This window comes from Roseiflexus castenholzii DSM 13941 (assembly GCF_000017805.1).
Classification (GTDB): Bacteria; Chloroflexota; Chloroflexia; order Chloroflexales; family Roseiflexaceae; genus Roseiflexus; species Roseiflexus castenholzii.
In genome coordinates this window covers 1,673,295-1,686,842 of record NC_009767.1, presented here as the reverse complement: position 1 = coordinate 1,686,842, position 13,548 = coordinate 1,673,295, and the positions used below count along the sequence as shown (strand labels likewise).

General features: G+C 62.6%; 8 protein-coding genes. 5 read left to right on the top strand and 3 right to left on the bottom strand.

Annotated features, from left to right (window positions below; genetic code table 11):
- Nucleotides 1-11 precede the first annotated feature (11 nt).
- The 4 genes from RCAS_RS06675 to RCAS_RS06660 all read left to right on the top strand — a co-directional run bounded on the left by RCAS_RS06675 (nt 12) and on the right by RCAS_RS06660 (nt 4,150).
- Entirely contained in the window at nt 12-1,178 is a 1,167-nt protein-coding gene (locus RCAS_RS06675; protein WP_012119834.1) for a baeRF7 domain-containing protein, read from the top strand.
- 225 nt (nt 1,179-1,403) lie between these two features.
- Nucleotides 1,404-1,601: a hypothetical protein gene (locus RCAS_RS06670; protein ID WP_041330314.1), complete on the top strand. Its 198-nt coding sequence runs from the start codon at nt 1,404-1,406 to the stop codon at nt 1,599-1,601.
- A gap of 53 nt (nt 1,602-1,654) precedes the next feature.
- Entirely contained in the window at nt 1,655-2,779 is a 1,125-nt protein-coding gene (locus RCAS_RS06665; protein ID WP_012119832.1) for a hypothetical protein, read from the top strand.
- A 114-nt stretch (nt 2,780-2,893) separates the two neighbouring features.
- The gene (locus tag RCAS_RS06660) at nt 2,894-4,150 is read left to right on the top strand and encodes a metallophosphoesterase family protein (protein ID WP_012119831.1); all 1,257 of its coding nucleotides are present in this window, start codon (nt 2,894-2,896) and stop codon (nt 4,148-4,150) included.
- 1,401 nt (nt 4,151-5,551) lie between these two features.
- Here RCAS_RS06660 and RCAS_RS06655 read toward each other — a convergent pair.
- From RCAS_RS06655 to RCAS_RS06645, 3 genes are read right to left on the bottom strand one after another with little or no spacing between them, the layout of a single operon-like run.
- A complete protein-coding gene (locus RCAS_RS06655) occupies nt 5,552-6,520 on the bottom strand; it encodes an LLM class F420-dependent oxidoreductase (protein WP_041330312.1) in 969 nt (322 codons plus the stop codon).
- Nucleotides 6,521-6,565: 45 nt separating this feature from the next.
- A complete protein-coding gene (locus RCAS_RS06650; RefSeq protein ID WP_012119829.1) occupies nt 6,566-6,976 on the bottom strand; it encodes a HEPN domain-containing protein in 411 nt (136 codons plus the stop codon).
- Complete coding sequence (locus RCAS_RS06645; protein WP_012119828.1) at nt 6,957-7,292, bottom strand: nucleotidyltransferase domain-containing protein; 336 nt, start codon at nt 7,290-7,292, stop codon at nt 6,957-6,959. The genes RCAS_RS06650 and RCAS_RS06645 overlap by 20 nt, the downstream gene beginning before the upstream one ends.
- 170 nt (nt 7,293-7,462) lie before the next feature.
- Between RCAS_RS06645 and RCAS_RS06640 the strand changes: the two genes are divergently transcribed.
- Nucleotides 7,463-13,471, top strand: a complete 6,009-nt coding sequence (locus RCAS_RS06640; RefSeq protein ID WP_012119827.1) for an Ig-like domain-containing alpha-2-macroglobulin family protein — start codon at nt 7,463-7,465, stop codon at nt 13,469-13,471.
- Nucleotides 13,472-13,548 lie beyond the last annotated feature (77 nt).

The window sequence follows — 13,548 nt, the reverse complement described above, 5'->3', positions numbered from 1 at the left end:
AGGAGGTGAGTATGAAAGTTCTACTCAAGGGAGTGTCGCGTGAAGAGGTGCGAGAACTAATTGCGCTGAACGAAACACCGTGGGTTTCGTTATTCCTGGCGCCCCATCCGCCCGGTGAAACCATCCAGCGCGCGATTCAGCTCGAAAATCTGCTGCGCCGCAGTGAGGCGGAACTTGAGGCGAGCGGGTATGATCGCGACGATGCCCACGCGATGCTGGCGCCCGTGTGGGAGATGACCGACGCGCGGACTCTGGAGGAGTATCAGGACGCTGGACTGGCGTGCTATGTTGCACCCGGTCAGTTCCACCTCTATCGCCTGCCGCACCGCGTCAGCGACGCTGTGATCGTCGGGCGGCGCCCTTTCATTAAGCCGCTGCTTATGCCCCGTCCGGCAACCGACTCGTTCTATGTGCTGGCGCTAAGCAAGAGTCGTGTGCGTTTGCTCCACGCTACACCGTCGGGCATCACCGCCGTGCCGCTTCCCGACGCGCCTGCCGGTATCGACGATTTGCCGCAGACCGACCCGACCGGACGCCAGGCGCAGCGCCATGTTGCTCCTTCGACGCGCGGCGGCGCCAGCGGTGCGATGTACCCCGGTCACGGCGGCAACATCTACGACGAAAAAGCCGAGGTGCAGCGTTATCTTCAGGCAGTGAGCAATGCGGTCGAACGTGCGTTGAGTCGCGCGCGCGATCCGCTCGTGCTGGCAGGCGTCGATTACATGGTGTCGATGTACCGTGCATTGAATGGCTATGCGCACGTCATCGACACCCATATCAGCGGTAGTCCTGACCACGTGAACGATGAAGCCCTGGGTGAACGCGGAGCGCACGTGCTGATGACGCATCGAAGCCGTCTGGCAACTGATGAGCGCGATCGCTTCGAGGCGCTGTTGCAATACAACCCGCCGCGCGCCAGCACGAATCTGCGCTCAATCCTGCCGGCTGCACACGCCGGTCGTGTGGCACGACTCCTCGTTGCCAGCGATCGGCAGATGTGGGGACGCTACAATCCCGATGACGAAACGATCTCGCTCCATGATGAGCCGCTGCCGGGCGATGATGACCTGCTGGACATTGCGGCGCAGCAAACGCTGCTCCACGGCGGCGAAGCCGTTGCGGTTCCGGCAACGGATATTCCCGGCAGTAACGGCGTGGCAGCAGTTTTTCGCTACTGAAGGTAACCATCATTCAACCCGCGCGCATCCGTGCGCTATTGATGGCGCCCACGGATCGCCACGGGGTGGATGATGGGACACGGATGACCACGGATCGCGACGGATGAATGTGGATTACTGAGTAGGCATCATTCCCAAATCCGTAAGAATCCGTCTCAACCCGCGCGCATCCGTGCGCTATTGATGGCGCCCACGGATCGCCACGGGGTGGATGATGGGACACGGATGACCACGGATCGCGACGGATGGGCACGGATCGATGATGAAAAACAAATCCGTGCCAATCCGTCTCAACCCGCGCGCATCCGCGTGCGCTTCCAGGCGACGCTCATAACGTTCTTCTCATCTGCTTCTCACCTTCAACGCATCCTGACAGGATTTCTCCATCCTCTTTCCATTCCGTGTATGTGCGCTGCGGCGTAGACTCAAAGTGACAACGAGCAGCGACACGAGATCGCTGCAGAAAGGAGAAGGCCATGAAACGCTGGACGCTCATGCTCACCCTTTTGCTGGCGGTAACCGGCGTGCTGGTTGCGGCAACGCCGGCGAACGCAGCCGAACGGCAGCGCTGCTTCCCAGAAACCGGCTACTGTGTCTCCGGCGCGATCCTGCGCTACTGGGAGCGCAATGGCGGACTGCCAGTCTTCGGCTACCCGATCAGCGAACTGCGCATCGAAACAGTGGAGAACTGGACTGGACCGGTGCAGTGGTTCGAGCGCGACCGCCTCGAAGACCACGGATCGATTGGCGTCCTTGCCGGTCGTCTTGGCGCACAGGTGCTCGATTGGCAGGGTCGTCCCTGGCAGTCGCTGCCACGTCCAACTTCCATCCCGAAGGAATGCCAGTTCTTCCCGGAGACCGGTCACACGCTGTGCGGCAAGTTCCTGGAGTACTGGCGGCGCAATGGCGGACTGATGCGCTTTGGTTACCCGATCAGCGAGCCGATGACCGAAACCCTGGCGAATGGCGATGAACTCTGGACCGGCACAGTGCAGTACTTCGAGCGGCGGCGCATGGAGTACCATCCCGAACTGGCAGGCACGCGCTACGAGGTGCTGCTTGGGCTCCTGGGGCGCGACGTGTATACGGCGATCAGCGACCGCTGCGCACCGCCGGCGCCGTTCCTTGGACCGACAACACGCGCCTACCCGGACATCCTCGGCTGCCCGGCGCCCTTCCCGAAACTGGCATTTCCGGCAGCATCGCAACGCTTCGAGCGCGGCGCCATGTACTGGGTCTCCAACCCGCCATCGCTGACGCCGTGGCAATCCGGCAACATCTGGGTGGTGTTCTACGACACCGCGCGCGGGTCGCTGGTCTGGCAGTTGTACCCGGACTACTGGCGCGAAGGTGAACCGGTAAGTGGCGGCATGACGCCGCCGCCAGGACTGATCGAGCCTATTCGCGGCTTCGGCAAACTATGGCGCGAAAATCCGACCATCCGCGAAACGCTGGGTTGGGCGGTTGAACCGGAGCGCGCTGATACTGCGGTGGAGCAGTACTTCCGGGGCGGTGCGTTTGTCATCTATCGTATGAACAGCGACCGGGTCTACATTATGAAGCCGGACAACACGGTTGAGGACATTCAGCGTATTCGCTAGTGACCGTCACCTATAGCGCCCTTGACGATCCCGTAGCCCCTGCGTACAATCGTTCGTGTTGGATCGCAAGGGCGCACCCCCGCCCTGTTCTCAGAGAGTATCGGGACAAACACCATGCGCCTGCTTCATCTGGCAGACCTGCACATTGGCATCGAAAATTATGGTCGCGTTGATCCATCTACCGGCTTGCACAGCCGTCTGCGCGACTACCTGGAGCGCCTGGATGAGGCGATTGACGTAGGACTTGCCGAAGGCGTAGATGCGGTCCTTATCGCCGGTGATGTGTACAAGAACCGCACCCCCAATCCCACACAGCAACGCGAGTTTGCGCGGCGCATCCATCGCCTGCGGGCGTGCGGTCTGCCGGTCTTTATCCTCATCGGCAACCATGATGTGTCGCCTGCCGCCGGACGCGCACACGCCGTCGAAATCTTCGATACGCTGGCGGTCGATGGGGTGACGATCGCCGATCGACCGCGCATCCATACGCTACAGACACGATCCGGTCCACTTCAGGTCATTGCGCTTCCTTGGGTGACGCGCCACGCCCTGCTGACGAAAGAGGAATTGCGCATGGCGTCGTTCCTGGAAATTGAAACGATGCTGATCGAGCGGGTAGAACGCTTTCTGCGCCAGGCTGCCGACGACCTTGATCCGGCGCTGCCGGCAGTGTTGACCGTGCACGGCACGATTGACGGCGCCACGTTCGGCGCCGAACGGCAGGTGCTGCTCGGGCGCGACCTGATCTATCCGCGCAGCCTGATGGCGCTGCCGAACGTCGATTATGTGGCGATGGGGCATATCCACCGTCATCAGGCGCTTGGCGACCATCCGCCCGTCGTCTACCCCGGAAGCATCGAGCGGATCGATTTTGGCGAGGAGGACGAAGACAAGGGATGTGTCATCGTTGATCTGAAGGCGAAGGGTGAGGCGCATTGGCGTTTTCACAAACTGGCGGCGCGTCCATTCGTCACAATTGCGGTCGATGTGCGCAGTATAAACGACCCGATGCAGCGCGTGCTGGCTGCCATCGAGCGGCGCTCGCTGCGCGGCGCAGTGGTGCGGGTGAAGATCGACGCGCGTCCCGAACAGGCGGATGCGCTTCAGACTGAGGCGATCCGGCGTGCGCTCGACGATGCCGGCGCCTATGTCATCGCTGCCGTGACGGTCGAGGTCGAACGGAGCACCCGCGGACGGTTGGGAAATAGTGACGCAAGCATCCTCGACGGATTGACCCCGCGCCGCGCACTGGAATTGTACTTGCGCCAGAAAACACCGCCGCTCTCGGAAGAACGTATCGCCGCGCTCCTCGCCGCTGCCGATGAACTGCTGGCAGAAGGCGCTCAGGATCGCGTGGAACTGTTGTCCTGAAACAGGTTGTGGCGCGCGCTCACCCAAACGGAGGGCTGGCTGCTGATGAACATTAACCTGGGCGCTGCGGGCTGAAGCCCTGGCTGAGATTGTGCAAGCCCCTTCGGGGCTTCCACGTCCTGAGCTCAGAGGATGCACGGCAGCACCGGTTTACCCGATTCATGGCTTCATCCGCCATCAACGGATGTGTGGCGCGACCTCAACCTGGGCGCTGCGGGCTGAAGCCCTGGCTGAGATCGTGCAAGCTGTCTGCGCGAGCGTGCGCAGATCGTCGGGCGAGCGCTGCGGGCTGAAGCCCTGGCTGAGATCGTGCAAGCCCCTTTGGGGCTTCCACGTCCTGAGCTCAGAGAATGCACGGCGCGGCAGCGCCGGTTTACCCGATTCATGGCTTCATCCGCCATCAACGGATGTGTGGCGCGACCTCAACCTGGGCGCTGCGGGCTGAAGCCCTGGCTGAGATCGTGCAAGCTGTCTGCGCGAGCGTGCGCAGATCGTCGGGCGAGCGCTGCGGGCTGAAGCCCTGGCTGAGATCGTGCAAGCCCCTTCGGGGCTTCCACGTCCTGAGCTCAGAGGATGCACGGCAGCACCGGTTTACCCGATTCATGGCTTCATCCGCCATCAACGGATGTGTGGCGCGACCTCAACCTGGGCGCTGCGGGCTGAAGCCCTGGCTGAGATCGTGCAAGCTGTCTGCGCGAGCGTGCGCAGATCGTCGGGCGAGCGCTGCGGGCTGAAGCCCTGGTTGAGATCGTGCAAGCCCCTTCGGGGCTTCCACGTCCTGAGTGCGGGCGTTAGCCCGCTCAGAGGATGCACGGCGCGGCAGCGCCGGTTTACCCGATTCATGGCTTCATCCGCCATCAACGGATGTGTGGCGCGACCTCAACCTGGGCGCTGCGGGCTGAAGCCCTGGCTGAGATCGTGCAAGCTGTCTGCGCGAGCGTGCGCAGATCGTCGGGCGAGCGCTGCGGGCTGAAGCCCTGGCTGAGATCGTGCAAGCCCCTTCGGGGCTTCCACGTCCTGAGTGCGGGCGTTAGCCCGCTCAGAGGATGCACGGCGCGGCAGCGCCGGTTTACCCGATTCATGGCTTCATCCGCCATCAACGGATGTGTGGCGCGACCTCAACCTGGGCGCTGCGGGCTGAAGCCCTGGCTGAGATCGTGCAAGCCCCTTCGGGGCTTCCACGTCCTGAGCTCAGAGGATGCACGGCACGGCAGCACCGGTTTACCCGATTCATGGCTTCATCCGCCATCAACGGATGTGTGGCGCGACCTCAACCTGGGCGCTGCGGGCTGAAGCCCTGGCTGAGATTGTGGAAGCCCCTTTGGGGCTTCCACGTCCTGAGCTCAGAGGATGCACGGCACGGCAGCACCGGTTTACCCGATTCATGGCTTTAATCCTCCATCAACGGATGTGTGGCGCGACCTCCTCGGCGAACTGATAGAGCGGCGTGTGGTCGTAAGCGACGCGCGGAAAGTATGTGATAAGGTAGTCAATCCCTACGTCCGCGAGCGCCTGCAAGCGTTCGACAACCTCTTCGCTCGTGCCGACGATGGCATTTTGAAGCAACTGGTCGACGCTCCATCCGTAGGTCGCGCGCACCTTCTCGGTGGCGGCGGCAATGTCGGCGCCTGGTTTGAGCAGCACGATGTTAACATTGCTCGATTTGATGATGTCGCCATAGTTGCGTCCAACCGTTTCGCAGTGCTCGCGAAGGATTGCCAGCTTGCGACTGATGGTTTCCGGCGAGCCGCCAATATTACAGGCGTTGCCGTACTGCGCGACGAGTTTCAGAGTCACCTGCTCGCCGCTGCCGCCGATCCAGAGTGAGGGATGCGGCTTCTGCACACCGCGCGGCTCGTTGATCGGACCAGCGATGCGGTAGTATGCTCCTTCGAACGTCGGCATCGTTTCCGTCCACATTTTGACAATGATCGTTGTCGCCTCGCGGAAGGCGCGCATGCGGTCGCGGGTTTCGGGGAAACCATAGCCGTAGGCGCGCCATTCGTGCTCGTACCATCCGGCGCCGATGCCGCAGTAGAGTCGACCGTGGCTGAGCACATCGACGGTCGAGGCAATTTTCGCCAGCAGCGCCGGATTGCGGTATCCGACACACGTCACCATCTGCCCGATGTGAACGCGCTGCGTGTCGCGCGCCAGCGCCGCTGTGATCGTCCAGCACTCGAAGACGGCTTCCTGCTCAATCCTCGGCACGGTATGAAAGTGGTCGTAGACCCAGATCGAATCGTAGATCGGCAGCGCATCGGCGGTCTTTGCAACGGCGGTCATCGCCTCGTATTTGGTGATCGGGTCGTCGATTTCGATCAGGTCGAGTCGCCATCCTTGTGGGACGAAGGTTCCAAAACGGATCATAGGGGCTGAACTTCCTTTCCAACTCTCCGGTTCTGCCATCCATACTTATCCCTGGGGCGCAAGAGGTTGACCAACTGCGCGATGCACATCGGTCGCCATGCGGATCGCTCCTTCTGCATCGCGCGCGCTGTAAAACTCAGCGGGGATGACATCCTGGAGCGCACTGGGGTAGCGCGCTTCCACATAGTAGTAATCCAGTGTCTTGACCGTGTCTTTCAGTTCTGCAAAGAAGGAATCATAGTGCGCTGCAAGATCGCACAGTTTGAAGATCGAATGGGTGAAGATGAGTTCTTCCCCCTGACTGAAGAGATACGCTTTTAGCGCCTTCTCTGCCGTTTGCTGCGCCAGAAAGCAGCATGTGTCATACTTCCCTGCTTGTAACACAATTGGCAGAAAGGCGAGATCGGCGCTCGCCTGACGCCACCAGCGGTCAGATTCACGTTGTGGGTCGTTCATAGAGCACCTGTGCGTGTTGCAGGGCGTGTTTCCAGAATGGACGCTGCCTGATGCGCTCGAAATCATCGATGCTGTATGCCAGAATGTCAATGCTCTCACTGCTGTCAATGACACTGTAGACCCAGCGCGTCAATTCGCGCGGCGAGCGAGAGTTCTCGAAGAGCGCTAGCAGGTCGATGTCGCTGAATAGTGATACACCGCCTCGCGCCAGTGAGCCGAACAGGATAACCCGGACTGCGCCGAGCGCGCGGAGTTGATCTGCCAGACGATGGGCTTCGGTCAGGAGATGTTCATAATGGTGTGGCGATGCGCGCATAGGAGAACTGAGAACTGAGAACTGAGAACTGAGAACCCAGGAGGCGCAACGCTTTATTGCCGCACACGGATATGATAGCATAGGGTCAGGCAGGAGGGGTTGGCGGAACTCACGACTTGCCGGCGGCGTCTTGAGGTATAGGAGTGCCACACACAGACAGGAGCAATGATATGCCTCCGCTCTATCGCCGGTTTGTATTGCTGATGGTATGCGTGACGATCCTTGCCGCGTGCGGTAGTCCGCGCCCGCAGCCAACACCGACCCCCGTGACCGCTCAACCAACCCCGGTTGCGCCACGACGCGATATTCCACAACCGCCAACCCAGGCGGCGCCGACCCTGGTGGCCCGTTCACCTGAACCGGGGCAGGCGCTCGATCCCGGCGCACCGGTTGAATTGGTCTTCGACCGCCCCATGGACCGCGCATCGGTGGCGGCAGCCCTGACCGTCGCCGGAGTAACCGGCGTAGTGGAATGGCCCAATGCGCGCACCGTTCGTTTCGTGCCGGGCGCACCGCTCAAACGCGCTTCCACATATGAAGTCATGCTGCGCGAAACGGCGAAAAGCGCCGATGGCATACCCCTGGCGGCGCCGGTGCGCTTCCGCTTCGCAACCGCAGGCTTCCTCGAAGTCGGGCAGGTGATCCCTGCCGACGGCGCCGCCGACGTGCAGCCCAATGCGACTATCACCGTCTTTTTCAATCGTCCTGTCGTTCCACTGACGGCAATCGAGATGCAGACGAACCTGCCGCAGCCGCTGACGTTCGACCCGCCAATCGCAGGGCGCGGAGAGTGGCTGAATACGGCGATCTACACCTTCATCCCTTCAGCGCCGCTCGCCAGCGGCGCCACGTACACCGGACGCATCGCCGCCGGGCTGACCGATGTAACCGGGAATCCGCTCCCGTCGGAGTATACCTGGCGCTTTACCGTCGCTCGTCCGCAGGTGGTGACGATCAATCCTTTCGATGGCGCGACCCTCGTGCCGCTGCAACCATCCATCACGCTGCGCTTCAATGTGCCGGTCGATCCCGCCTCTGCGCGCGCAGCGTTTCGTCTGCGCGGTTCTGATGGCGCCGACATCCCCGGCGATCTCCAGGTCACCGACGAGACGCTGGTCTTCACACCGGCGCAACGGCTGGAATTTGACACGCGCTACACGGTTGAGGCGGCTGCCAGTCTGACCGGTATTTCCGGCGGGCTTGGCATGGCGAATGATTTCAGCGCAACGTTCCAGACGGTTCCTCGCTTGCGCATTCTGGAAACCGATCCGCGTGATGGGGAGACGAATGCACGCCGCGGCGGGTTGACGATCCGCTTCAACGCCCCCGTCGATCCGGCGACCGTATTGCCGAATGTCGCCATCACGCCGCAACCAACGGAGGTGTACACCTATTTCTACGACACGACGTTCAATCTCAGTTTCGATACACGCCCTTCGACGGAATATTCGGTTGCGATCGGACCGGACATCGCCGATCCCTACGGGAATCGCACCGGTCAGTCGCTAGCGGTGCGCTTCCGCACAACGCCGCTTGAACCGCAGGTCTATCCATTGACCCCTGGTTTCATCACGACATTCGACGCCAACCGCGCGCCGCGCATTGCGTTAATGGCAACCAATGTCAATAATGCATCACTGGCGCTCTATCGTCTGCCCGTCGAGGCGTTGCTGCGCCGTGAGATTCTCGGACCTGACGGCGTCTCCCCACCGTCTGGCGCGACGCTCGTGCGCCGCTGGCAGGCGCAGTTCAGTGTGCCGCGCGATGAACCAACACCGGTGCGCATTGATCTGGTCGATGGGGGGGGGCGCCTCGATCCTGGCTTGTATCTGCTGTTGCTCGATCATCCTTCCGGCTATCCCGAAACGCGGGTGCTGGCGGTATCACCATTGCATCTGACACTGAAGGCGGCGGAGCGCACTGCGTTGGTGTGGGCGAATGATCTGACGACCGGTGCGCCGGTGTCTGGTCTGGCGCTGGAATTGTTCGACGATCAGGGCGCATCACTGGGCACAGCGACTACTGACGCAAATGGGGTGGCGACGACGACTCTCAACCGCACCGAGTACCGTGGGATGGTCGCAGTCGCGCGACAGCCGTTCGCAATCTTCGGCGCAGATTGGGGAACCGGCGTCACTCCGTGGGATTTCAGCCTCCCGGCGTCGTTCGACCTGCCAGAAGTGACTGCCTATGTCTACACCGACCGACCAATCTACCGTCCCGGTCAGCGGGTGTGGTTCAAGGGGGTCGTGCGCGCCGAGGACGATGTGCGCTATACCCTCATGCCGGGGTTGAACACGGCACAGGTTGCCGTTTACGATGCAGCCGGTGAATCGATCATTCAGCAACCGGTGAGTCTGAATCCGAACGGCGCCTTCGACGGCGGGTTCATGCTGGCAGCAGGCGCGCCGACCGGTCAGTACGCCCTCAGTCTGAATGTTGGCGGTCGCGAGTTCCGTTTCCCCTTCCAGGTCGCTGCCTATCGTCCCCCAGAGATCGAGGTGACGGTGACGCCGCGCGCTGCCGGGATTATGCGCGGTGCACCGACAGAAGCAACAGTGCGCGCCGCTTATTTTTTTGGCGCGCCGGCCGCAAACCTGCCGGTGCAGTGGAATGTGCTGGCGGAACCATTCGCTCCCGCGCCTGATTGGGCGGGCAGGTACACCTTCGACGAGTCTGGCGATGTGTGGGTCTGTCGCTTCTGCTGGTGGATTCCCGCTCCGCCGCCGCAACCGATCCTCTCCGGCAGCGCCACAACCGATGCGCAGGGACAGGCGATCATCAGCCTGCCGGGTGAATTGCGCGACCCGGAAGGCAACGTTATCACCCGCAGCGCGCGCCTGACGGTCGAGGCGACGGTCACCGGGCGCGATAATCAGGCAATCAGCGGGCGCACTGCTATCGTCGTGCATGCCAGCGACCTGTACGTCGGGCTGGCGCCGCGCGCGTATGTCGGCAGGGCAGGCGCGGCGCAGCAGATCGACCTGGTGACCATCGACACGCGCGGCAATCGCCTGGCAAGCCGCGCGGTCGAAATCGAACTGGTGCGCACCACCTGGGAAAATCGCTTCGTGCAGGACGACGCTGGCGGACGCTGGGAGTCGCGTGAGGTGCGCGAACCTGTCGGCACGCAGACGGTCACAACCGACGCGAATGGCGAGGCGGTCGTTTCGTTCACTCCCGACAAAGGTGGCGCCTACCTGGTGCTGGCGCGCGCACGCGATGCTGGCGGGCGCGAGGCGCGCTCCTCGCTGTATGTCTGGGTCTACGGCGGCGATGCGCTCTGGCTGCGCGAGAATAATGATCGCATCAACCTGATAGCCGACAAAAGCGAGTATCGCCCCGGCGAAACAGCAACGATCCTCATCCCCTCGCCGTTCACTGGAACGCATTGGGCGCTGCTGACCGTCGAGCGCGGCGGCGTCTTGAGCCACGAGGTGCGCCAGGTCAGCGGCGGCAGTCTGGTCTATCAACTGCCAATCACGGCTGATCACGCGCCGAATATCTTTGTTTCGGCAGTGCTGTTTGCGCCGCCGGACGGCAGCGGCGCGCCTGCCGATTTCAAGGTCGGCGTCCTGCCACTCACCGTTGTGCCGACTGCGCAGATGCTGCGGGTTGAAGTGACCACTGCGACACCGCAGGCAGCACCCGGCGACGCAGTAACCTTCGATGTGCGCGTGACCGACACAAACGGCGCGCCGGTAGCGGCGGAACTGTCGCTCGACCTGGTCGATAAAGCCGTGCTGTCGCTCCAACCACGCGAGCCAGATGCCATTGTCCAGGGGTTCTACGGTCGCCGTCCGCTGGGGGTGTTCACCAGCGCCGGTCTTTCGGTTGCCGCCGAGCGCTTCGAGCGTTTGCTGGACGAAGCGCAGCGCAATGTGCCGCCGGGCGCAGGCGCGGCTGGACCAGAGACCGCTATCCCTATGGTCGGGGCAACGCCAACGGCGCCAGCCGCTATGCCTGCCGAGGCGATGCCCGCGCGCACCGGCGATGCCGCACTTCAGCAGGGATTGACTATTCGCCAGGAGTTTGCCGACACCGCGTTCTGGCAGGCGGTTGTGACCACCGACGCTGGCGGGCGCGCGACGGTGCAGGTTTCGCTGCCTGATAATCTGACGACCTGGGTGATGCGCGGCGTGGCGCTCACAATGGATACGCGCGTCGGTGAAGGAACTGGTGAACTGGTCAGCACGAAGCCATTGCTTGTGCGCCCGGTCACGCCACGCTTCTTTGTCGTTGGGGATGTGGTAGAACTGGCAGTAAACGTCAGCAATCTTACAAATACGCCCATGATGACAACGGTGACCCTGAGCGCCGATGGGGTTACGGTCACCTCGCCGATCACGCAGACGATCCAGGTTCCGGCGAATGGCGAAGCCTCGGCAGCCTGGCAGGTAACGGTTCTTGATGGAGAGTCAGTCGATCTGGTATTCAGCGCCGTCTCCGGGCAACTGAGCGACGCGGCGCGACCCCGAATCGCAACCGCGCCAGACGGGCGCATTCCGGTCTACCGCTACAGCGCGCCGGAGACCGTGGCGACCGGCGGACAGATCGACCGGGCAGATGCGCGCGTCGAGGCGGTAGCGCTGCCGCCGAATGTCGATGCGCGCCTGGGAGAATTGCGCATCCGGCTCGATCCTTCGCTGGCGGCCAGCGTACTCGACGGTCTGACGGCTTTGGAAGAATATCCGTATGTCACCGTCGAGTCGACCGTCTCGCGCTTTGTGCCGAATGTCGTGGCGCTGCGGATGCTCCGCCAGCTCGGAGTGACAAACACCGAACTGGAGGCGCGCCTGCCGACCCTGGTCGCTGATGCGCTCGACCGGCTCTCCCTGTGGCAGAATGCCGACGGCGGATGGGGCTGGTGGGCAGACGATGAGAGCAATCCATACATCAGCGCGTATGCGGTATTCGGCATGCTGCGGGCGCGCGAAGCGGGCTTCACCGTGCGCGACGACACGCTGGCGCGCGGAACGGAGTATCTCGCTGCGCAACTCGCCGCCGACGCCGATGTGCGCACAGCACAGCAAGCGAACCGGCAGGCATGGCTGCTCTACGTGCTTGCCGACGGCGGCAGACCGGATCGTGGGCGGATGGACGCGCTCTACGGCAACCGTGAGCGTCTTGGCGTGTACGGCAAGGCGTTGCTGGCGCTGGCGCTCCACCGCGTCGATGCTGGCGATGCGCGGCTGAAGACACTCCTTTCGGACCTGAACAATGCCGCAATTGTCAGCGCCACCGGCGTCCATTGGGAGGAAGCCGCGCGAGACTCCTGGGCATTCAGCAGTGACACGTGCAGTAGCGCGATTGCGCTCCAGGCGCTTGTGCGACTCGACCCGCAGAACCAGATTATTCCCAACGTCGTGCGCTGGCTTATGGTTGCTCGCCGTGGCGACATCTGGCTCACGACCCAGGAATCGGTGTGGGGACTGCTGGCGCTGACCGACTGGATGGCAACGACCGGCGAACTCAACGGCGCCTATGACTATGCTGTCTGGCTGAATGGTAATGAGCGCATCGCCGGGCGCATCGACGCCACCAACGTCATGTCGGCGACGGTGGTGCGTGTGCCGACGACTGAACTGCTGATCGGCGACCCATTGCTGGTGGCGGTGGGGCGCAGCGAAGGAGCAGGTCGGCTGTACTACACAGCGCATCTGAACCTGGCGCTGCCAGCCGATCAGGTGAAGGCGCTCGACCGGGGCATCGCCGTGACGCGACGGTACGTGGCGGCGGATTGCACGGACGGACCACGTTGCCCGACGTTGACCAGCGTCAAAGCGGGCGACATGGTGCGAGTCGAACTCTCGATTGTAGCCGAGCGCGATCTCTACTACTTCCAGATCGAAGATCCGCTCCCCGCTGGCGGCGAAGCCATCGACCCGAACCTGGCGACGACTGTGATCGCTTCAGATAGCGGACCAACGCTGCGACCGGCGCCGGATGCCGCGACGCCGTACTGGTGGTGGTGGCGCTGGTACGACCGGGTCGAGCTGCGCGACGAAAAGGTTGCGCTGTTCGCCGATTACCTGCCGCGCGGCGCGTATCTCTTCAGTTACACCTTCCGCGCCGTGCAACCGGGCGAATACCGCGTCATTCCGACACTTGCGCAGGAGAGTTTCTTCCCCGAAGTCTTCGGACGAGCGGATGGGCAACTGTTCGTCATCACGCGGTAAGTGTTCAAAAAAGCGGTATAATCAAGTTTTGTCCGAACATCGCACGCGGAGGTCTGTGACCTCCGCATTATCTTCGC

What these genes read in the sequence shown, in the direction of transcription:
- RCAS_RS06675 (WP_012119834.1), top strand. Translation starts at nt 12, where the DNA reads ATGAAAGTTCTACTCAAGGGAGTGTCGCGTGAAGAGGTGCGAGAACTA.
- RCAS_RS06670 (WP_041330314.1), top strand. Translation starts at nt 1,404, where the DNA reads ATGACCACGGATCGCGACGGATGGGCACGGATCGATGATGAAAAACAA.
- RCAS_RS06665 (WP_012119832.1), top strand. Translation starts at nt 1,655, where the DNA reads ATGAAACGCTGGACGCTCATGCTCACCCTTTTGCTGGCGGTAACCGGC.
- RCAS_RS06660 (WP_012119831.1), top strand. Translation starts at nt 2,894, where the DNA reads ATGCGCCTGCTTCATCTGGCAGACCTGCACATTGGCATCGAAAATTAT.
- RCAS_RS06655 (WP_041330312.1), bottom strand. Translation starts at nt 6,520, where the DNA reads ATGATCCGTTTTGGAACCTTCGTCCCACAAGGATGGCGACTCGACCTG.
- RCAS_RS06650 (WP_012119829.1), bottom strand. Translation starts at nt 6,976, where the DNA reads ATGAACGACCCACAACGTGAATCTGACCGCTGGTGGCGTCAGGCGAGC.
- RCAS_RS06645 (WP_012119828.1), bottom strand. Translation starts at nt 7,292, where the DNA reads ATGCGCGCATCGCCACACCATTATGAACATCTCCTGACCGAAGCCCAT.
- RCAS_RS06640 (WP_012119827.1), top strand. Translation starts at nt 7,463, where the DNA reads ATGCCTCCGCTCTATCGCCGGTTTGTATTGCTGATGGTATGCGTGACG.